Origin of the sequence: Xanthobacter autotrophicus (assembly GCF_030015065.1) — a bacterium.
GTDB classification, from domain to species: Bacteria; Pseudomonadota; Alphaproteobacteria; order Rhizobiales; family Xanthobacteraceae; genus Xanthobacter; species Xanthobacter autotrophicus_D.
On the sequence record NZ_JAIVFN010000003.1, the window covers coordinates 16882 to 37552 of the forward strand.

General features: G+C 68.9%; 18 protein-coding genes. 3 read left to right on the forward strand and 15 right to left on the reverse strand.

Annotated features, from left to right (window positions below; translation table 11 throughout):
* Positions 1-91: 91 nt before the first annotated feature.
* The 4 genes from K9U40_RS01450 to K9U40_RS01465 form a co-directional block, all read right to left on the reverse strand.
* Positions 92-1339 carry a branched-chain amino acid ABC transporter substrate-binding protein gene (locus tag K9U40_RS01450; protein ID WP_282888481.1) on the reverse strand — a complete coding sequence of 416 codons (1248 nt, stop codon included), beginning with the start codon at positions 1337-1339 and terminating at the stop codon, positions 92-94.
* A gap of 128 nt (positions 1340-1467) precedes the next feature.
* The gene (locus tag K9U40_RS01455; protein ID WP_282888482.1) at positions 1468-2841 is read right to left on the reverse strand and encodes an acetoin dehydrogenase dihydrolipoyllysine-residue acetyltransferase subunit; all 1374 of its coding nucleotides are present in this window, start codon (positions 2839-2841) and stop codon (positions 1468-1470) included.
* Positions 2842-2854: 13 nt separating this feature from the next.
* Complete coding sequence (locus K9U40_RS01460; protein ID WP_282888483.1) at positions 2855-5041, reverse strand: alpha-ketoacid dehydrogenase subunit alpha/beta; 2187 nt, start codon at positions 5039-5041, stop codon at positions 2855-2857.
* 53 nt (positions 5042-5094) lie between these two features.
* Complete coding sequence (locus tag K9U40_RS01465) at positions 5095-5625, reverse strand: VOC family protein (RefSeq protein ID WP_282888484.1); 531 nt, start codon at positions 5623-5625, stop codon at positions 5095-5097.
* 362 nt (positions 5626-5987) lie between these two features.
* Here K9U40_RS01465 and K9U40_RS01470 point away from each other — a divergent pair, with 362 nt between their 5' ends.
* A complete protein-coding gene (locus K9U40_RS01470) occupies positions 5988-6680 on the forward strand; it encodes a GntR family transcriptional regulator (protein WP_282888485.1) in 693 nt (230 codons plus the stop codon).
* Positions 6681-6795: 115 nt separating this feature from the next.
* Here the strand turns inward: K9U40_RS01470 and katG are convergent, their stop codons facing one another.
* Positions 6796-8964, reverse strand: coding sequence for a catalase/peroxidase HPI (gene katG, locus K9U40_RS01475; RefSeq protein ID WP_282888486.1), 2169 nt, complete (start codon positions 8962-8964; stop codon positions 6796-6798).
* A gap of 185 nt (positions 8965-9149) precedes the next feature.
* On the opposite strand from katG, the gene K9U40_RS01480 reads away from it, so the two are divergent.
* Positions 9150-10112 (forward strand): hydrogen peroxide-inducible genes activator, encoded by a 963-nt coding sequence (locus tag K9U40_RS01480; RefSeq protein ID WP_282888487.1) that lies wholly within the window; start codon positions 9150-9152, stop codon positions 10110-10112.
* Here K9U40_RS01480 and K9U40_RS01485 read toward each other — a convergent pair.
* From K9U40_RS01485 to K9U40_RS01525, 9 genes are all read right to left on the reverse strand, one after another.
* A complete protein-coding gene (locus K9U40_RS01485) occupies positions 10091-11002 on the reverse strand; it encodes an aldose 1-epimerase family protein (RefSeq protein ID WP_282888488.1) in 912 nt (303 codons plus the stop codon). The genes K9U40_RS01480 and K9U40_RS01485 overlap by 22 nt on opposite strands.
* A 188-nt stretch (positions 11003-11190) precedes the next feature.
* Positions 11191-11439, reverse strand: coding sequence for a hypothetical protein (locus K9U40_RS01490; protein WP_282888489.1), 249 nt, complete (start codon positions 11437-11439; stop codon positions 11191-11193).
* 90 nt (positions 11440-11529) lie between these two features.
* Positions 11530-12477: an aldo/keto reductase gene (locus K9U40_RS01495; RefSeq protein ID WP_282888490.1), complete on the reverse strand. Its 948-nt coding sequence runs from the start codon at positions 12475-12477 to the stop codon at positions 11530-11532.
* Positions 12478-12827: 350 nt separating this feature from the next.
* Positions 12828-14072, reverse strand: coding sequence for a 3-hydroxybenzoate 6-monooxygenase (locus tag K9U40_RS01500; RefSeq protein WP_282888491.1), 1245 nt, complete (start codon positions 14070-14072; stop codon positions 12828-12830).
* A 53-nt stretch (positions 14073-14125) separates the two neighbouring features.
* Positions 14126-14809 carry a maleylacetoacetate isomerase gene (gene maiA, locus K9U40_RS01505; protein ID WP_282888492.1) on the reverse strand — a complete coding sequence of 228 codons (684 nt, stop codon included), beginning with the start codon at positions 14807-14809 and terminating at the stop codon, positions 14126-14128.
* A 2-nt stretch (positions 14810-14811) separates the two neighbouring features.
* On the reverse strand, positions 14812-15531 hold the full coding sequence (locus K9U40_RS01510) for a fumarylacetoacetate hydrolase family protein (RefSeq protein ID WP_282888493.1): 720 nt from the start codon (positions 15529-15531) through the stop codon (positions 14812-14814).
* Complete coding sequence (locus K9U40_RS01515) at positions 15528-16580, reverse strand: cupin domain-containing protein (RefSeq protein ID WP_282888494.1); 1053 nt, start codon at positions 16578-16580, stop codon at positions 15528-15530. The genes K9U40_RS01510 and K9U40_RS01515 overlap by 4 nt, the downstream gene beginning before the upstream one ends.
* Positions 16581-16733: 153 nt before the next feature.
* Positions 16734-17312: a MarR family winged helix-turn-helix transcriptional regulator gene (locus K9U40_RS01520; protein ID WP_282888495.1), complete on the reverse strand. Its 579-nt coding sequence runs from the start codon at positions 17310-17312 to the stop codon at positions 16734-16736.
* 6 nt (positions 17313-17318) lie between these two features.
* A complete protein-coding gene (locus K9U40_RS01525; RefSeq protein WP_282888496.1) occupies positions 17319-18272 on the reverse strand; it encodes a helix-turn-helix domain-containing protein in 954 nt (317 codons plus the stop codon).
* A 123-nt stretch (positions 18273-18395) separates the two neighbouring features.
* Here K9U40_RS01525 and pobA point away from each other — a divergent pair, with 123 nt between their 5' ends.
* The gene (gene pobA, locus K9U40_RS01530; RefSeq protein WP_282888497.1) at positions 18396-19583 is read left to right on the forward strand and encodes a 4-hydroxybenzoate 3-monooxygenase; all 1188 of its coding nucleotides are present in this window, start codon (positions 18396-18398) and stop codon (positions 19581-19583) included.
* Here the strand turns inward: pobA and K9U40_RS01535 are convergent.
* Positions 19562-20644 carry a 3-carboxy-cis,cis-muconate cycloisomerase gene (locus K9U40_RS01535; RefSeq protein WP_282888498.1) on the reverse strand — a complete coding sequence of 361 codons (1083 nt, stop codon included), beginning with the start codon at positions 20642-20644 and terminating at the stop codon, positions 19562-19564. The genes pobA and K9U40_RS01535 overlap by 22 nt on opposite strands.
* Positions 20645-20671 lie beyond the last annotated feature (27 nt).

The window sequence follows — 20671 nt, forward strand, 5'->3', positions numbered from 1 at the left end:
GATCCTCAGGCGTCGGACTGCGGCCGGGATGGATGCCCCGGGCGCGCCGGGGCATCACGATGGCTGATGCGGTTGTGCGGTCCGTGGCCCGTCAGTTGGGCCGCGTCATCTTGCAGCTCTCCTGCACCGGCGAGGAGGCCTCGGCGGCGGTGAAGAGCTTCATGGGCTTGAAGCCGAGATTGGTGCCGTCCACCTTGAACCTGGCGTCTTCCGCCACGATGGAGACCACCATGGGAAGCTGCACCTGGTGGTCAGCCGCGCGCATGCTGGCCTCGCCCATGGGCGTCCTGACCTTGACGTTTTCGATGGCCTTGGCGACGGCATTGATGTCGATGCTGCCGTCCTTGGCCGGCGGCACGCTTTTCAGCGCCTCGCCCACCATGGCCATGCCGAAGGCGGTCTGCGGCTCGATATAGACCGGATAGTGGCCGGTCTTCGCCTTGTAGTCCTCGGCGAAGGCGGCCGTGGCCTCGCTCGCCTCGGCATTGAAGGGGTGGGAGACCACGTTGCCCAGGGCGACCTCGCCGGCATTGGCGATGTTGCCCGGCTGGTCGAGGAAGGCGGTGGCGAAGCGGGCCTTGAGACCGGCGCCATGGGCCGCCTTCATGAGCAGCAACAGGTCGTTGGACCAGTTGCCGGTGATCACCGTCTCGGCATTGGCCGCGGCGATCTTGGCGACGTAGGGCGAGAAATCCTGGATCTTGTTCACGTCGTGGAGCGTCTTCTCCACCACCGTGTAGCCGCCCAGCCTGGCGTTCTCCTCGATGGCGCCCTGCATGTCGATGCCCCAGCTGTAGTTCTGGTTCATGGAATAGACGCGGGTGCCGAGGATGCCCGCGTCCTTCATGGCCAGAACCATGGGCTTCACCCGCACCTGCGCATTGGGATTGAAGCGGAAGTGGTGGAAGTGGCACTTGGCGCCGGTCAATTCCAGCGCCTCGCCGCCCACGTTGAGGAAGACCACTTCCTTGCCGGGATTGCGCAGATTGTGCTTGCGCACGTCCTCGGTGATCTGGCCCGCCACGGCGGAGGAGGCGCCCTGCACGATGAAGCGGGCGCCGTCGGCGATGGCCGCCTTCACCTTGTCGGCGGCGCCCACCGGGCCGCCCTGGTTGTCATATTCCAGCAGGGTGATGGGCTCGCCGCCATAGCCGCCGCCGGCATTGATCTTGTCGATGCCGTATTTCGCGGCGGTCTTGAACAAAAGGCCCGTGGACGCCTGCGGCCCCGAAAGCGTCTCGATCACCGCCACCTTCAGCGGCTCGGCGCAGACAGCGCCCGCTGTGGAGGCCAAAAGCATGGCGGCGATGGGCGCGAGGAAACGTGTGCGGATCTTCATGATAAGTCCTCCCTGTGACGTTGTTTTGCTTCGCTTCACACGACTCGTCTTCACTCTTTGCGGTCTCATGCCATCGGCTCTGGTCTTCGACCGACGCAGCGAGGCTTTCGCTCGATCGCCGCGCGGGCTTAACCCGCCGCGCGCAGGTGGCGCTCCAGCAGGCGCCAGACCTCATCGCGGATTTCGAGCTGCGGCATGTGGCCGATGCCGGGGAACAGGTGCAATCCCACCATGCCCGGCAGCCGTCGCATATGGCCCGGCGGGATGATCCTGTCCTCGGTGCCGGCGACGACCGCGACCGGGATACGCAGCTGCTCCAGCTCCGCGCGCACGCTGAAGGCCTGTGTCCCGTCCGGGAACAGGGCGGCGGCGAGGCGTTGCTGGGCGGCCACCAGCGCCTCGTCGGCGCGGGCCGCGGCGGCGGCACGCACGAAGGCGGGGGTCAGCACCGCGGGATCGGCGACCAGCTCGCCCATCCAGGGCGCGAGGCTCTCGGCGGTGCGGGCGCGGGCAAGGCCGGACACGAAGGCGCCGTTGATGTCGGGACCGAGGCCCGCCGGCGCCAGCAGGAAGAGGGAGCGCACGTCGGGATAGCCTTCCGCCGCGAGCGCCACCGCCACCGCCGCGCCAAGGGAATGGGCGACGAGATCGAGATCGGACAGGCCGAGTTCCTCCAGCGTCTGGCCCACGGCCGCCACCAGCGCCTCGAAGCGCGCGGCGCCGTGTCCGGCCGATCCGCCATGGCCCGGCAGGTCGATGCCGAGCACCGGCCGCGACACCGCCGCGCCGGCGAGGAAGGGACGCCAGCCATTCAGCTCCGAGCCGAAGCCGTGGACCAGCACCAGCGGCCGGCCTTCGCCCTGACGCAGCCATGCATGGGTGAGCCCCCCCTGCCCGGCCCCGGTGGCAAGACGCGGTGTGGCGGGCGCAGCCCTTTGGTGGCGGGCCTTCTCCACGTCGATCCGCACGATGCGGCCCTTCGGACCGCTGCCGGAGAGCGCGCCGAGATCGACGCCGAAATCATCCGCGAGGCGCCGCGCCAGCGGCGAGGCCACCACCTTGCGCGCGGCCACGAGGGCGGCGATGGACGGCGCGCGCGCCGCAAGGCTCTGGGCAGGTGCAGCCGCTGCGACGGGCGCCGGAGCGGAGGGAACAGGCGCGGACGGCACGAGCGTGGGCGATGCCGCAACAGCGGCCACCACGGGCGCCGCCACTGCCGGCGCGGCTGCGGCGGATGCAACCCGCGCAGGCGCCGTTTCCCCTTCCGCGAGGATGGAGGCGATGAGGGTGCCCACCGCCACGCCGCGCGAACCGTCTCCGATCAGGATGGGACCGAGGCGGCCTTCGTCCTCCGCCTCCATCTCCATGACGGCCTTGTCGGTCTCGATCTCGGCGAGGAGGTCACCGCGCTTCACGGCCTCGCCTTCCTGCTTCAGCCAGCGGACGAGGTGGCCCTCCTCCATTCCGGCGGCGAGGGCGGGCATCAGGATTTCCTTGGGCATGTCGGGCTCCTGATCAGGCGAGGGCGAGGCCCTGCTCGGCCATGACGCGGCGGATGCCCGCCTCGATGTCCTTGGGACCGGCGCAGGCGGCGGCTTCCAGCACCTTGGAGATGCTGGGCGAGGCCTCCCCGCCATGGACGCGCTGCACCGGCTGATCGAGCGCATCGAAGCAGCGGGACTGGATCTCGGCGGCGAGGAACCCGCCATAGGAGGTGCCCACCGAGCCCTGCTCCACCACCAGCACATTGCCGGTCTTGGCGATGGAGGTCTCGATGGTCTCCCAGTCGAGGCCGGCGCGGTCGAGGCTGCGCAGGTCGATGACCTCCGCGTCCACGCCCAGGCGCTCCACCTCCTCCAGGGTCGATTTCACCATGGACAGATAGGTGAGGATGGTCATGGCCGAGCCGGGACGCACCACCTTGGCCTTGCCGAGGGGGATGAAGTAATCGAGGTCGTCCACCGGCGCCGGACCCTTGGTATTGTAGAGGTCCACATGCTCCAGCACGAGCACCGGGTCCTGGCAGGCCAGCGCGCTGTTCATGAGGCCCACATAGTCGAACGGGGTGGAGGGGGCGACGATGCGCCAGCCCACGGCGGTGGCGAAGATGCCGGCCGGGTCCATGGAATGCTGCGAGCCGTAGCCCGTGCCCATGGCCACCTTGGTGCGCAGCACCAGCGGCACCGCCATGTCGCCGCCGAACATGTGCCGCGCCTTGCCGATCTGGTTGAACACCTGGTCGGCGGCCACCCACATGAAGTCCGGATACATGAACTCGATCACCGGCACATAGCGTCCATCCATGGCGATGCCGCCGGCGAGGCCCGAGAAGGCGTTCTCGCTGATGGGCGTGCCCAGCACGCGGTCGCCGAAGGCCTCCTTCAGGCCGCGCGTGGCGCCATTGGTGCCGCCCTTGAGGCGGTGCACATCCTCGCCCATCACCACGATGCGGTCGTCTTGCGCCATGCGCCGGTGCATCACGTCCGCCACCACGTCCACGAAGCGGGCCTGCGGGTCGATGCGGCCGGCGAAGGTCTCCAGTTCCTCGGTGCGCACGCCATCGAGCTCGGAGAGGTCGCCGCGCACGCCGAAGTCGCGGAAATCGGGCGACGGCCACAAAGCGGGGATGATGCGACGCTTGCCGTCCACCTGCTCCACCAGCTCGCCGGCCACGTCCTCCATGAGCGCCTTGGCGCGGGCGCGCAACGCCGCGACGTCCTCATCGCCGATGAGCTGGCGCTGGGCCATTTCGCGGGCCAGAAGATAGATGGGATCGCGCCGGCGCCACTCCTGCTCCTCCTCGCGGGTGCGATAGCCGAAGGCGCTGCCGGGCAAGGGGCCGTTCTGGTGGAAGAAGCGGTAGACATCGGCCTCGATGAGCGTGGGGCCGCCGCCCGAGCGCATCACCTCCAGCGCCTCGGCGCTGGCCAGCGCCACCGCCAGCGGGTCCATGCCGTCCACCTTCCAGGAGGGGATGGCAAAGCCCAGCCCGCGCGCGGACAGGCGGGTCTCGGCGGTGGCCTCCTCCACATGGGTGGAGACGGCGTAGCGGTTGTTCTCGATGAAGAAGCACAAAGGCAGCTTCCAGGCTGCCGCAAGATTCATGGTCTCCAGCACCGAGCCGATATTGGTGGCGCCGTCGCCGAAATAGGTGAAGACCGCGTCGCCCGTGCCGGCGCGCTTGTGGGCGAAGGCCGCCCCCGCCGCCAGCGGCACGCCGCCGCCCACGATGGCGTTGGTGCCGAGATTGCCGGCATCGCCCCAGCGCAGGTGCATGGAGCCGCCGCGCCCCTTGCAGAAGCCCTGGGCGAGGCCGAGGATTTCCGCCATGGTCTTCTTGGACAGGTCGCGCACGTCGCCGCCGATGGCAGCGGTGGGAGACAGGCCGTCCGGCGCCACATAGGCCAGCGACTTGGCGAGAAACTGGTGGTGCGCCCGGTGGGAGCCGTTCACCTGATCGGAGGCGCGCATCATCACGGCGGAGCCGGTGGCGCCGCCTTCCTGCCCGATGGCCGAATGGGCGGGGCCGTGCACCAGCCCCTGCCCGGCCAGCTCCAGCACCTTCTCCTCAAAGGCGCGGATCAGCGCCATGGAGGTCAGCATGGTGCCGAGCAGCGCCGGATCGGCCGCATTCCAGTCGTCGCGGGAGGTGGTCAGCTCGCGCCAGGGGGCGGCGGGTTGCAGGTCCATATGGGTCGCCATCACGGCAGCTCCGAAAACGCGAAAGAACGGGACATTGAGGGGCGCGCCATGGCTCAGCCCCCCGGGTCGGCGGTGTGCCAGAGCCTCAGGGACGTGGTGCGCTCATAGGCCTTGCCGTTGGGAAAGCTCACCAGCTCGCACTGCATGCCCCAGGGGGTGAGGAAATAGACCCAGGTCTGCCCGCCGCTGGGGCCGCTCTCGCGCGTCACCGGCGCGCCGCAGATGCGGGCGCCGTGCGCCTCGAGATGGCGGACGGCGGCATCCATGTCGTCCACGTAGAACGCAAGATGATGCCCGCCCACATCGCTGTTGCGCGGCTGTATCGTCCGCTGGTCCGGGGCGATGTACTGGAATATCTCGAAATTGGAGCCGAAGCCGCAGCGCAGGAAGACGAGCTTCTTCATGATGGCGCGGGGATCGACATTGAGCTGGCGCGCCATCCAGTCGTCGTCGGCCTGGAACGGCCCGAGTTCGTAGACGCGGATGCAGCCGATGACATCGACGAAGAAGCGCACGGCCTCGTCGATATCGGGAACGGTGAAGCCGATATGATCGGTGCCGCGCAGGCCCGGAAGCCCCCGCACGGCCGTCTCCCGGGATTGCCCGCCCTCAGTGCTCATGACCCGACCCGCTGGAGAAATCGGCGCGCCGTTCGGCCGGGACGGGTCGCGAAATCCTGAAGGAACCGGCCACCCTCGCGGTCGCCGCAGCCCCCTCGCTTCCGCATCCTCCGACCGCCAAACGATCTGCGCCGCTTTCCTGACGGATAGTGGCGGCGCGATACGCTGTCAACATTAATGTATCCAATTATGCGGCAATTTGCGATAGTATGCCGTAATATCCGCCTTATTGGATACATTTGCTGCAATGCGAACACGCATGGTATCCAAACACGACGAGCCGCACGGTCCCCCTGCGATTCAGGGACCCTCCAGAAGAGCGCGCCATGAGAACGGAAAAATCCCCGGACGGGCCGGACAAGGACCAGGGCGTCCGCAGCCATGCCATCGCCATGGACCTGCGGGCCGGCATCCTCGCCGGGCTCTATGCGCCGGGCACCCGCGTGCGGCAGGAGGAACTGGCCGAGCGCTACGGCACCAGCCGCATTCCCGTGCGCGAGGCCCTGCGGGATCTCGAAAGCGAGGGACTGGTGGTGCTCGTGCCCAATTCCGGCGCGTGGATCGCCAAGACCGACATCAACGAGTGCGTGGAGATCTACAAGATCCGCGAGCGCATCGAGCCCCTCGCCCTCAGCGAGAGCATCCGCAACATGGACGAGGCCACCATCGCCCGCCTCGCGGACCTGTGCGCGCAGATCGAGGCATCAACGGAGGTGGAGGACTTCCTGAAGCTGGACAGGGAGTTCCACCTGCTCAGCTACAGGGCGGCGGCCATGCCCACTCTGCTCACCATGATCGAGCGCTTCTGGAACACCACCCAGCATTATCGCCGTGCCTATTCCCGCCTCATCGGCAAGGAGGGCCAGTGGATCATCCACAGCGAGCATCGCCTCATCATGGAGGCGATCCGGCGGCGTGACGGCGTGGATGTGCAGCACCTGCTCGAGAGCCACATCCGCCGCACCCGCCTGCAGCTTCAGGCGCACGATCTGTCCGGCCTCGTGCCGGCCGGAAAGTAGAACGGCGCGAAACACCCACCCACCCCGCAGCCCCCTGCGAGGCGCCGAAACGGTCCGAAAGCACGGCCTCCCTCTCCCTCATTTAAGTTGAGAGAGCGGGGAGGCCGGCGTCTCGTCACGCCAGATCGAAGCGATCGGCGTTCATCACCTTGGTCCAGGCGGCAACGAAGTCCTTCACGAACTTCTCCTTGTTGTCGTCCTGGGCATAGACCTCCGCATAGGCGCGCAGGATCGAGTTGGAGCCGAACACGAGGTCCATCCGCGTGGCGGTCCACTTCAGGTCGCTGGTCTTGCGGTCGCGGACCTCATAGAGGCCGTTGCCCGCCGGCTTCCAGCTGTTGCCCATGTCGGTCAGATTGACGAAGAAGTCGTTGGTCAGCGCGCCTTCACGATCGGTGAAGACGCCATGCTTCGTGCCGCCGTGATTGGTGCCCAGCACGCGCATGCCGCCCACGAGGACGGTCATCTCGTTCGCGGTCAGGCCCATGAGCTGGGTGCGGTCGAGCATGAGCTCTTCGGCGCTGACGGCGTAGTCCTTCTTCAGCCAGTTGCGGTAGCCGTCGTGGATCGGTTCCAGCACGTCGAAGGAGGCCGCGTCGGTCATCGCGTCCGTGGCGTCGCCGCGGCCCGGAGCGAAGGGCACCGAGACGTCGAAGCCCGCGGCCTTCGCCGCCTGCTCCACGCCCACATTGCCGGCGAGGACGATGACGTCGGCCACGCTCGCGCCCGTTTCCGCCGCGATGGGTTCCAGCACGCCCAGCACCTTGGCGAGGCGGGCGGGCTCGTTGCCTTCCCAGTCCTTCTGCGGGGCGAGGCGGATGCGCGCGCCATTGGCGCCGCCGCGCATGTCGGAGCCGCGGAAGGTGCGGGCGCTGTCCCAGGCGGTGGCCACCATCTCGCTCACCGAAAGCCCGCTATTGACGATCTTCGCCTTTACCGCGACCACGTCGTAGTCGCTGCGGCCGACCGGCACCGGGTCCTGCCAGATCAGGTCTTCCTGCGGAACGTCCGGCCCGATGTAGCGGACCTTCGGGCCCATGTCGCGATGGGTGAGCTTGAACCAGGCCCGGGCGAAGACTTCCGAGAGATATTCGGGGTTCTTGTAGAACTTTTCCGAGATCTCGCGGTAGATCGGATCCTTGATCATGGCCATGTCGGCATCGGTCATGATCGGGTTGTGCCGGATCGAGGGATCCTCCACATCCTGCGGCTTGTCTTCTTCCTTGATGTTGATGGGCTCCCACTGCCAGGCGCCCGCGGGGCTCTTGCGCAGCTCCCACTCGTGGTTGAAGAGCATCTCGAAATAGCCGTTGTCCCACCTGGTGGGGTGAGTGGTCCAGGCGCCTTCGATGCCGCTGGTCACAGTGTAGCGGCCCTTGCCGGTGCCGGTCGGGTTGGCCCAGCCGAGGCCCTGCTGGTCCACGTCGGCCGCTTCCGGCTCGGGGCCGAGCTTCGAGGCATCGCCGTTGCCGTGGGTCTTGCCCACGGTGTGACCGCCGGCGGTCAGGGCGACGGTTTCCTCGTCGTTCATCGCCATGCGGAAGAAGGTCTCGCGCACCTGCGCCGCGGTCTTCAGCGGGTCCGGATGGCCGTTGACACCCTCGGGATTGACGTAGATCAGGCCCATCTGCACCGCGGCCAGCGGGTTCTCCATGGTCGAGGGCACGTCGACATTCTCATACCGGCCGTCGCTGGGGGCGAGCCACTGCTTTTCCGCGCCCCAGTAGATGTCCTTCTCCGGGCTCCAGATGTCCTCGCGGCCGAAGCCGAAGCCGAAGGTCTTCAGGCCCATGGATTCATAAGCGATGGTGCCGGCAAGGGTGATGAGATCGGCCCAGCTGATCTTGTTGCCGTACTTCTTCTTGATCGGCCACAACAGGCGGCGCGCCTTGTCGAGGCTGACATTGTCCGGCCAGGAATTCAGGGGCGCGAAACGCTGGTTGCCGGTGCCGGCGCCACCGCGCCCGTCCGCCGTGCGGTAGGAGCCCGCCGCATGCCAGGACAGGCGGATCATCAGGCCGCCATAATGGCCCCAATCCGCCGGCCACCAGTCCTGGCTGTCGGTCATCAGGGCGTGCATGTCCTTCTTGAGGGCCTCGAAGTCGAGCGTCTTGACCTCTTCGCGATAGTCGAAAGCCGGACCCATCGGGTTGGTCTTCGTATCGTGCTGATGAAGGATGTCGAGGTTCAGGGCCTTCGGCCACCAGTTGGTGTTCGATGCCCCGACTTCCGTAACGGCGCCGTGCATCACCGGGCATTTGCCGACTGGTTTAATCTCATTCATGCCCACTGTCCTCCGACTCTGACGTGTCGTCCCGCGGATCCCGCGGATGCGGACGCATCCCGGCACCGCGCCGATCGAGGCGAACGGCCATCCTGCAGCACGTTCCCCGTGTAGCGGCAGAGTTCTAGCCCCGAATTTTGATAATGAAAATTTGCATTTTCTAATCGCCTCAATATGCTCAACTTATGAATGGCATCTCCATGAAGCAGTTGCGCTATTTCGAGGCGCTCGCCCTGCATGGCCATTTCGGCCGCGCCGCGGAGGCCTGCGCCATCTCGCAGCCGGCCCTGTCCCTGCAGATGAAGGAGCTGGAGGAGATCCTGGGCGCGCCCCTGGTCGAACGGGGCACGCGGCAGATTCGCCTCACCAGCCTCGGGGAGGCGTTCGCGCTGCGCGTGCGCGATATCCTGCGCGCGGTGGACGAGCTTGACGACCTCGCGCGGTCCTCCCACAGCGCCCTCGCCGGCCGGCTGCGCATCGGCGTCATCCCGACGGTCGCGCCCTATCTGCTGCCGAGCGTGATCAAGCGCCTCACCGAGCGCTTTCCCGGACTGGACCTGCGCCCGCGCGAGGCGGTGACGAAGCGCCTGGTGGATGACCTCGTGGAGGGCCGGCTCGATACCGCCATCGTCGCCCTGCCGGTCTCCGAGCCGTCCCTGAACGAATACGCCCTGTTCGACGAGGAGTTCATCCTGGTGCGCCCGATCGAGGACGCGGACAAGCCGGTGCCGAACCCGGAGATGCTGCGCGAGATGCGGCTGCTCCTGCTTGAAGAGGGACACTGCTTCCGCGAGCAGGCCCTCTCCTACTGCAGGATGTCGTCGTCCTTGCCCCGCGACCTCATGGAGGGCAGTTCCCTCACCACCCTGGTCCAGATGGTCGGGGCCGGCATCGGGGTCACCCTGATTCCGCAGATGGCGGTTCCCATCGAGACGCGCTCGGCCTCCGTCTCCATCGCGCCGCTGGCCCATCCGCGCCCGTCGCGGACCATCGGCATGGTCTGGCGGAAGACCAACCCGCTGTCGGGCCAGTTCGAGCACATCGCCGAGATCGTCCGCGACGTCGGCCGCTGCGGCTCCGTCGCGCCGCCGGCGGGACGGGCCCTCAGCCTCGCGCCGTGGCAGGCTCAGCCACGCTCGCCAGGGTGAAGGCCCGTTCCGATATCCGGCAGCCAGCTGACGGACATGGAAAAACTCTGCTCGCCGCCCGGCGGAATGTGGGCGAGGCCGGGCTTCTCGACGAACGGCCGCGTGTCCGCCTCCGGCGTCGCATAGCCGTGCCAGGGCTCGATGCACAGGAACGGCGCGCCGGGCTTCGACCAGAGGCCAAGCTGCGGCATGCCCGGAAAGGCGATCTCGAGCCCCGGCCCGCCCGGCACCCCGAAGCGGATGCGGCGCGAGCGGGGATTGAGGAAGATCAGCGCGTCGCATTCAAACATGGCGTCGTCGGGCGCAAGGATAGATCCGGATAGCGGATTGGGCTCGGTCGCCGCGCAGAGCAGGCCCCCGACCGGACGGTGCACCGGCTCGTCCTCCGGCGCCTCGAACAGCAGCCGATGCGCGTCGCGCGTGCCGCCATAGGGCAAAGGCCACAGGAACGCCGGATGGAAGCCGAAGCTCGCCGGCAGGCTTGCCGCTCCAGGATTGCGCACGCTCGCCGCGATGGTGAGGGTGGCGCCTTCGAGGACATAGGCAACGTCGAGCTCGAAGGCGAAGGGATATTGCGCGCGGGTCTCCGCGCTCGGCAGCAGCCGGAACACGGCGCGCTGCGGCTGCGCCTCCACCAGATCGAACCGGCTGCGCCGCGCGAAGCCGTGCTGCTTCATGGCGAAGCCCTGCCCGTCATGCATCAGCGTGTCCTGCGGCAGCCGCCCGACGATGGGGAACAGCAGCGGCGAGCGGCCTGCCCACACGCCCGGATCGCCGTGCCAGAGCAGGTCCCGGCCATCCGGGTCGCGCAGCCGGAGCAGCTCGGCGCCTTCCGCCGTGATTTCCGCCGACAGCATGCCGGACCTCAGCGTCGCAGACGTGCCCGCCATCTTGCCTGCCTCTTCATCCACCGCGCGGACCATCCGCGCGGTGGAATCCCTACCATCATGACGCGGTCCATATCACCCCCGCCGCGTGCCGCAGGCGCCGGCGACGAGGCGGGACCTATGCCCTCTAGACTCAAGGAAGAGAACGCGTTGGCCGATCAGCTTGCGATGCAAGCTGATCGGCACGGGCTCTAGGCTGGCTCCATCGCCTCGTCCGGGACCTGGCCGAAGCGCGCGATCAGCACCGGCGGATCGGCATCGTCCGATTCGGGATCGACGTCCCGCGAGAAGGCGACGGCCCCCGCCTTCACGATCGCCAGCCGGCGGGCGATGCGTTCAGCATCGGCCGAGGTGCGGACCTCCATGGCCGGAGCCGCCTTCAGCGCCCCGCGCTTGCCCAGCTCGAACGGCTGGACCACGTAGAACGTCTTCTTCGCCATGGCGTGCACTCCCCTTCGGAGCCCGGACGCTGCACCAAGGACGAGAACATTTCAAGAACTTTTAGAAGCGAGAGCCGCCCTCCACCGGCCTCAGATGCTGGCGCGGTCGAGCCGGCTCAGGGCGGCCCCGTCGAGGGCGAGGCAGGGCGAGGCCATGATGTCCTCAAGCTGGGCGAGGCTGGAGGCGCTGACGATGGGGGCGGTGACGCCCGGCTGGGCGATGAGCCATGCGAGGGCCACCTGCGCCGTCGTCGCGCCAAGGCGTGCGGCGATCTTGTCCATCTCGGCGAGGAGATCGAGGCCGCGCGGATCCAGATAATGGGCCACGGTGCCGGCCCGCGCCTTGCCGTCGAGGTCTTCCGGCTTGCGGTATTTGCCGGTGAGGAAGCCCGCCGCCAGGGCGTAATAGGGGATGACGCCGATCTGTTCCCTCAGGCAGAGCTGCTGCAACGCGCCCTCGAACAGGGCGCGGTTGGCGAGATTGTAATGCGGCTGCAGCACGCTGAAGCGGGGATAGCCCTTGGCCCCGCTCGCGGCCAGGGCCTCGGCCAGCCGCGGCGCGGTGTAGTTGGAGGCGCCCACCGCGCGCACCTTGCCAGCCTCCACGAGGCGGGCGAACGCCTCCATGGTCTCCTCCAGCGGCACGGTGTTGTCGTCGATGTGCGCCTGGTAGAGGTCGATGTAATCGGTGCCCAGGCGGCGCAGGGACGCCTCTGCCGACGCGGTGATGTGGGCCCGGGAGAGGCCCTTGCCGGCGGCCTTCATGTCCATGCCCACCTTGGTGGCGAGGTGGACCGCATCCCGCCGCCCGCCGCGCTTCAGCCAGGCGCCGATGATCCGCTCCGATTCACCGCCGCTGTGTCCCGGCAGCCAGATGGAATAGACGTCGGCGGTGTCGATGAGCGAGAAGCCGCGCGCCACAAAGGCGTCGATGAGGGAAAAGGAGGTGGCCTCGTCCGCGGTCCAGCCGAAGACGTTCCCGCCCAAGGCGAGGGGAGCGATGCTGATGCCGGACGTGCCGAGTGCGCGCTTGTCCAAGCGGGTATCCTCGAAAGATGGAAGCGCCGGACGCTCCGCCGCGGTCGCGCGGTACCATAGCCGGCCGGGACGGCAGATGGAACGATCCCGCGCGCCGGAGCCGACGCCGGCCTGATCTTTCAGGGAGCCTCGTGGATCAACCGAAACGGATGCTACCCATCCGTTTCGAAAAGTTGACCCACCAGATCAAAGAGCTGTGGTTCGATCTGCTCACGACAGATGGGTTCCATCTGTCGCGGTCGAACCACTGGCACCCGCATGGGCGCCGGCGGGCACCGGCGAAGCTCCGGACGATGAACGCGGGTGCCATCCCGCCCCCGCCGGGACGATCCCGACTGCGGGAAGGCGGCCTACCCCACCATGCGGGGCTCGGCCGGGGCCTCGTGGACCTTTCCTCCCACCGCGCCCGCGCCACCGCTCAGCCCGTTGCCGCCATAGAGCCATTCCACCGCGTCGTACCAGTCCTGCGACGTGTAGGAGCGCATGATGGTGTTGCGCAGGGCCGCGTGGGCGCCGGCGGGGTGATAGATGTGCTCGCCGATGGCCCGCGACTGGAGCTGGATGCGCGCCGTGCGCAGCACCCTCAGGTCGCGATAGGCGTTCAGCGCCGCCTCCATGTGGCCGGGGTGGGCGTCCACGCAATGGGCCAGCGCCACAGCATCCTCCATGGCCATGCAGGCGCCCTGCGCGAAATATTGCAGCTGCGGATGGGCCGCGTCTCCCAGCAGGGCCACGCGGCCGTCGGTCCAGCGCTCCACCGGGTCGCGGTCGCACAGCACCCAGAGCTTCCAGCCCGAGCCGTGGCGGATGATCTTCTGCGCCCGCTCGTGCACATGGGTGAAGCCGGCCATCACTTCCTCCGCCGAGACCGGCTTGCCGGCCACCGGCTCGGGGGCGTCGTTGTGGTAGGTGACCACGAGGTTGAACACCTTCCAGCCCGACAGCGGATAATGGACGATGTGGCACTTCGGCCCGGCCCAGAGCGTCGCCGCGTTCCAGCGCAGGTCCTCGGGCATCTGCTCGGTGGGGATCACCGAGCGGTAGGTGGTGTGGCCCGATACTCGCGGCCGCCCGTCGCCCAGAAGCTGCTTGCGCACGTTGGACCACAGGCCGTCGGCACCGATCAGCGCGGCGCCGCGCTCGCTCTCGCCGCCGGCGAGGCGGGCGGTGACGCCATTCTCGTCCTGATCGTAGCCCAGGACCTCGCTGCTGGTGCGCAGGGCGACGAGCGGGCTCGCCTCGCAGGCCCGCAGCAGCACCCCGTAGAGGTCGCCGCGATGGATCACCGCATAGGGATTGCCGAACCGCTGGCGGAACGGCTCGTCCAGCCGGATGTGGGTGATCTCCTCGCCGGAGATGGCATCCATCAGGCGCAGGCGGTCGATATAGACCGCCATGGCGCGGGCGGCATCGCCCACCCCCAGCGCATCGAAGGAGTGGAAGGCATTGGGGCCGAGCTGGATGCCGGCGCCGATCTCGCCGAGCTGCGGCGCCTTCTCCATCACCAGGGAGGGCACGCCCCGGCGGGCGAGGCCGAGGGCGGTGGCGAGGCCGCCAATGCCGCCGCCGGCGATCAGGATGCGGGTCTTTGTCATGGCGTTGTCCTCCGCTGGCAGTCTTGTTGTCTCGATATGCGGCAGCGCCGGCCTCAGGGCTCGGCGTCCGGCTGATGGTCGGGAAGGGCGGCGATGAAGGCCGGATGCTCGGCCAGGGCCGCGTCGATGGCGTTCAGGCGCGACAATCCCGACAGGTCGCAGTTGAAGCGGCGCGCATTGTGGAGCTGGGGCACGAGGCAGATGTCGGCGAGCCCCGGCGTGTCGCCGAAGCAGCAGCGCCCGTGGCCGCTGCGCGCGACGAGCGCCTCGCAGGCGGCAAGCCCCTCCTCCACCCAATGGCGGTACCAGGCATCCACGGTAGCCTGATCGTGCCCAAGGGTGCCTTTGAGATAAGCGAGCACCCTCAGATTGTTGAGCGGATGGATGTCCGCCGCGATGGCGAGGGCGAAGGCGCGCACATGGGCCCGCGCCAGCGGGTCGGCGGGCAGCAGGGCGGGCTCGGGCCGCGTCTCCTCCAGCCACTCGATGATGGCGAGCGACTGGGTAAGGACATCGGCCCCCACCTCCAGCGCCGGCACGAGGCGCTGGGGATTGACCGCGGCAAAGGCCGGCTGGAACTGCTCGCCGCCGCCGCGCCGCAGGTGCACGGCGACGAAATCGGGCGTGATCCCCTTCAGGTTGAAGGCGATGCGGCAGCGATAGGAGGCCGACGAGCGGAAATAGCCGAAGAAGCGCGGTTCCGGCTGCGCCGGCTCAACGATGGCGGGCGCGGGCATGGTCATGCCTCCGCCGCACCGACCACGAGCCGCACCGGGGCGAGCCCGTCGATGGTGCCGTCCAGCACCGCGCCGGGACCCACCGCGCCGACGCCTGCCGGCGTGCCCGTATAGATCAGGTCGCCGGGGCCGAGGTGATAGTATCGGGACAGGTGGGCGATGATCTCCGGCACGCTCCAGACGAGGTCCGACAGGTGCGCCTGCTGCCGCACGGCGCCATCCACCGCAAGCGCGATGCGCTGCGGCCCGATCTCCCCGAACGCCGCCTTCCGCGTCAGCGGCGCCAGGACGGCGGACTGCTCGAACGCCTTGCCCAGATCCCAGGGCCGGCCCTTGGCGCGGGCGTCGAGCTGGAGGTCCCGCCGGGTCATATCGAGCCCGGCCGCATAGCCGAACACCGCATCAAGGGCGCTGTCCGTGGCCACGCGGAAGGCCGGCGCGCCCATGGCGACCACCAGTTCCATCTCATAGTGATAGTTGTCGGTGCCCGGCGGATAGGCAATGGTCGCGCCGGATGCCACCAGGGCCGTGCCCGGCTTGGTGAAGTAGAAGGGGGCCTCGCGGTCCACCTCGTGACCCATTTCCTTGGCGTGGTCCGCATAATTGCGGCCGACGCAGAAGATGCGATGAACCGGATACTGCGCCGCCTCGCCCGCGATGGGGACGAGCGGCTGGGCCGGCGCCGGGAAGACCAGCGCGGGAGTTGCAACAGAGACATTCATGGGCGCGGGCGCTCCTCGAAAAAGCCCAGCCGCTCCTGCAGCGGCCGATCGTGAATGCGGATGAGAAAGGCCGGCTCCACGCCCTCCGCCCGGTGGGTGACGGCGGAGAAGACGGGAGCGGAGAAGGTGTCGGCGGGTCCCCAGCCGAAGCGCTCGCCATTGACCACGCTCTCGCCGCGGCCCGACACCACGTGGAACACGGCGCTGGAGGAGCGCAGCGGCGGGGCCAGCGTCTCGCCGGGGCGCAGCATCATGGCGGTGAAGCCGAGGGTGGGCAGGCAGCTCTCCCCGGTTTCCGGATTGACGTAGTCGAGTTCCACCGCCTCCCCCGGCGCGGCGAAGGCGCCGAGGCGCGCGAGCGCCGCCTCGGTCCGCGACCAGGGATAGCGCAGCATGGGATAGCGGTTGGGCTTCGAGACCGCAGGACGGCGCGCGGGCACGAGGCCGGCGGACAGGTATTCCGCCTGCGAGGCATCGGGGCGGTTGCGCGGCGCCTGCAGCGGCGCTTCCTCCGCATAGGAGCCTTCCAGATAGACGAACAGCGGCAGGTCGAGGGCATCCAGCCAGATCACCGGCTCGGTGCCCGAATGGCCGTGGTCGTGCCAGGCGCCGCCGGGGGTAAGGACGAGGTCGCCGCGGTGCATGGGGCATTTCTCGCCGTCCACCACCGTATAGGCCCCCTCCCCTTCCACGATGATGCGCGCGGCGCTGGGGGTGTGGCGATGGGCGGGCGCGGTCTCGCCCGGCTTCAGCAGCTGCAGGCCCACATAGATCACGGAGGTGGCCTGCATGGCCCCCTCGCCCCGGCCGGGATCGGTGAGCACCAGCACCCGGCGCTCGGCCTTTTCCACCGGCGTCAGGTCTCCGGCCTCCAGCAGCAGCGGGCGCACCGCCTCGAACCGCCACAGATGCGCCCGGCTCACCGGCTGGGGCGCGCCATGGGGCAGCACATTGCGCATCATGGGCCACAGCGGCGCGAGGCTGAGGCGCCCCAGCGCCGCGCGATAATCGAGCGGCAGATCCTCCAGCGTGCCGAGCGTCGTACTCATGCGCACCCTCCCTTCATGAATGTTATTTTAAATAATCATAAGCATACTTATTATAGGCGCGCAAGAGGTCCGTGGAATGGCCTCCGAGATGCTCCCCCGAGAGCCATCCGTTCCGGTGTTATCCCCTTGCGTTAGCGTTCAAATTCTCAGGGCCTAGCCGCGGGATTCCTCGCGCACCACGGCAGGGCGGGTGGGGGTGCGGCTGAGCTCGTTGGTGGCATCCACGAGCTTGGCGAGCAGCGCCTTGAGCGTCGCGCGTTCCTCCGGCGACAGGGGCGCCATGATGCGGTCCTGCACCCGCAGCACGGGCGAGCTGAGCGCCGCCAGCAGGCAGGCGCCCTCCTCCTTGAGGAAGAGCTGGCGCAGCCGCCGGTCTCCCGGCGCCGGGATGCGCCGGATGAGGCCCTTGCCTTCCAGCCGCTCCACCACGCCGCCGATGGTGGCCCGGTCATAGCCGATCACGCCCGCCAGCGACGCCTGGTCGATGCCGGGATGATCGCGCACAGTGGCGAGCGCCGCGAACTGCACCGGCGTCAGGTCCGCGCCCGCCCGCTCCATCTCCTCGGCAAACAGCGCCACCGCCACCTGCTGGAGGCGGCGGATGAGGTGCCCCGGCAGGCTTTCAAGATCAAGGACGACGGCTTCACACGGCTCCGCCGCAGCCTGGGCACCCTTGCGGGCCCTCGCGGTTGAAGGCGGGCGCGCGGCCCCCTGATGCGGCGTCTTCGGCACGGTCGGTCACCCCTCGCTTGGCCGGCGATTGTGGCGCCGTGGGCCGGCAGGTCCAGTCCCCGATTGCCGCAGCATCGCCGCATCCGAGGGGACGGAGAAGGCATCGCGGTAGCCGCTCGGGCTCTGCCCCACGTGGCGGGTGAACAGGCGCGTGAAATAGGCCGGATCGGCGAAGCCGAGCAGGAAGGCGATCTCGGAGACGGTCATGGAGGTGTAGAGCAGGTGGCGCCGCGCCTCCAGCACCACGCGCTCCTGCACCACGCCGAGCGCCGAGCGCCCCACCAGCTGCCGGCAGACCCGGCTGAGATGGGGCGCACTGACCCCGAGCCGTCGGGCACGGTCGGCAAGGGAGGGGTGGCGGCGGAAATCCTCCTCCACCTGCGCCCGGAAGCGCTCGAACAGGCGCCGGTGGACCGAGGCGCCGCCCGGCACGCCCTCGGGCGAGGCTGCCGCGATGGCGCGCCGGAACCAGACGAGGATGAGGCCGGCGAAGGCCGTCAGCGCCTCGGTCCGCCCCGCGCGCGCATCGGCGAACTCCGCATGGGCAAGCGCAAGCATTTGCGACAGCCGCGCCACCACGTCCGGCGCTGCGGCGACCACCGCCGGGCGCGCCAGTTCGCTCCGCCATTGTCCATGGGTGGGCGAGGCGCGGTCGAGCACGGCGGGCGGAACGCTCGCCACATAGCCGTCGGTCCCCGCCTGGAAATCGAAGCTGTGCACCACCAGCGGCGGCAGCACCACCGCCGAGCCGGGGCGCAGCACATGGATGGCGCCGTCGATGGAGGCGACGCCGCCGCCACTGGCGATGAAGAAGAACTGGTAGAGGTCGCCGTGGCGGTGGGAGCGGATGCGCCACTCATGGATGGAACTGCGCGCGACGATGGTCTCCACATGCAGTTCGTCGGGAAAACCGTTGCTGCCCTCGCCATAGAGGGCATAGGCCGGGACCGTGCTGCCCATCGCAGACCTTATTGGTTCGATTTGTCCAAGACTGTGCCCGAAGGCTCCATTCCGCACAAGGCGTCGTCTGCGTCACTCTCCCGGACAAGACGCCGGCTGATCGAGCGTCGGCGGAGGACACACATGACCGGACAGGTATCGCGGCGGCAGGTCTGCATCATCGGCGCGGGGCCTTCGGGGCTGCTGCTGGGCCAGCTTCTGGCCCGCGCAAATGTGGATGCGCTCATCATTGAGGCGAAGAGAGCCGACTACGTGCTCTCGCGCATCCGGGCCGGCGTGCTGGAAAGCGGGCTCACCGAACTGCTGCGCGAGGCCGGCTGCGGTGAGCGGCTGGACCGGGAAGGCCTCGTCCACCACGGCTTCTCCCTGGCCTTCGACGACCGCACCCACCGGATCGATCTCTCCAAGCTCACCGGCGGCAAGGCCGTCACCGTCTATGGCCAGACGGAGGTGACGCGCGACCTGATGGAGGCCCGCGCCGCCCTCGGCGCGCCCACCGTCTACGAGGCCGAGGACGTGGCGCTCCACGACTTCGACACCGACCGCCCCCGCGTCACCTATCGCAAGGACGGGGTGACCCACGAGATCGCATGCGACTTCATCGCCGGCTGCGACGGCTTCCACGGCGTCTCGCGCCGCTCGGTGCCGGAACGCGCCATCACCTCGTTCGAGCGGGTCTATGCCTTCGGCTGGCTCGGCCTGCTCGCAGACGTGCCGCCGGCCTCCGAGGAGCTGGTCTATGCGCGGCACGCGCGCGGCTTCGCCCTCGTCTCCATGCGCTCGCGCACCCGCAGCCGCTCCTACATCCAGGTGCCCCTCGCCGACCGGGTCGAGGACTGGCCGGACGACCGCTTCTACGACGAGCTGCGCCTGCGCCTGCCGCAGGACGTCGCGGCCCGCGTCACGCCCGGCCCCTCCATCGAGAAGAGCATCGCCCCCCTGCGCAGCTTCGTCGCCGAGCCCATGCGCTTCGGCAGCCTGTTCCTCGCCGGGGACGCCGCCCATATCGTGCCGCCCACCGGCGCCAAGGGCCTCAACCTTGCCGCCAGCGACGTGCATTACCTCTCCAGCGGCCTCATCGAATACTTTGCGGGCGGCTCGCGGGCGGGCATCGACGCCTATTCGCAGCGGGCGCTCGCGCGCATCTGGAAGGCCGAACGCTTCTCCTGGTGGATGACCTCCATGCTGCACGCCTTCCCCGATGCCGGGGATTTCGGCGCGCGCATGCAGCTCGCCGAGCTTGACTACATCGCCAGTTCCCCGGCGGCGGCAACCGTGGTCGCGGAGAATTATGTGGGGCTGCCGTTCTGATCGGCAGCCACCGGGAAACGGAGCGCCGCGACCAGCGCGAGAGCCGTGCGGGTCGCGGCGCCGGCAGCCACCACCAACTGGGGCAGGATCATCCATTCCAGCGTCCAGGCGGCGCCGGAGCGTTCGTTCTCGTGCACCAAAGCCTGGTCGAGGCCGCCCTGCTGGGCGGCGGCGAACCGCGCCAGGGTAACGAGGATTTCCGCCGCCACCGGATTGTTCTTCTCCGGCATGGCTGACGAGCCGCCGCCGCCGGCGATGGTCACCTCGCCCACCTCGTTCTGCGCCATCAGGCAGATATCGGCGCCGAACTTGCCCAGCGTCCCGCAGACGAGCGTGCACCAGTGGCCGAAGGCGACGACGCCGTCGCGCTCGGCATGGGTGGCACGCGGCGCGCGCAGAAGGCCGAGCCGGTCCGCAAGACCATCGGCCACCGCCTGCGCCGCCGCGCCCAGCTCGGCGCGATTGCCCACGGCACCACCCAGCTGCACCCGGAACAGGTTCATCGCCACGTCGGGCAGGCGCGCCCGATGCCGCGCGAGGGGATCGCGCCAGCCGGCGACCTTGTGGGCGAGCGAGACCGGTCGCGCGCGCTGCATGCGCGTGTGGCCGCAGAGCATGAGCGCGCCCGCCTCGGCATCGAGACGGTCGAAGGCCGCCATCAGCGCCTCGAGCCGCGCGGCGAGGATGTCCGCCGCCGCCTTGAGGCGCAGGAACAGGCTGGTGTCGATCACGTCCTGGCTGGTGGAGCCCTTGTGCGCGAGGCCCGCATGGGGCTCGCCGACAGCGGCGCGCAGAAGACGCACCAGTTCCGGCACCACCACGCCGTCGCGGGCGACCGCCCCCGCGAGATCCGACGGCGCGATGCGCATGCGGGAGACGGCGGCCACGATGGCCTCGGCCGCCGCGTTGGGAATGACCCCCGCCTCCGCTTCGGCCTGCGCCAGGGCCGCCTCGAAGCGCAGCATGGCGGCGATGTCCGCTTCGGCGCTGAAGCAGGCGGCGACCTCCGCGTCTCCCAGCAGGGCGCCGAGGAACGGATGCGCGAACACGGACACGCTCATGGGATCAGGGCCTCGATGCGGGAGATT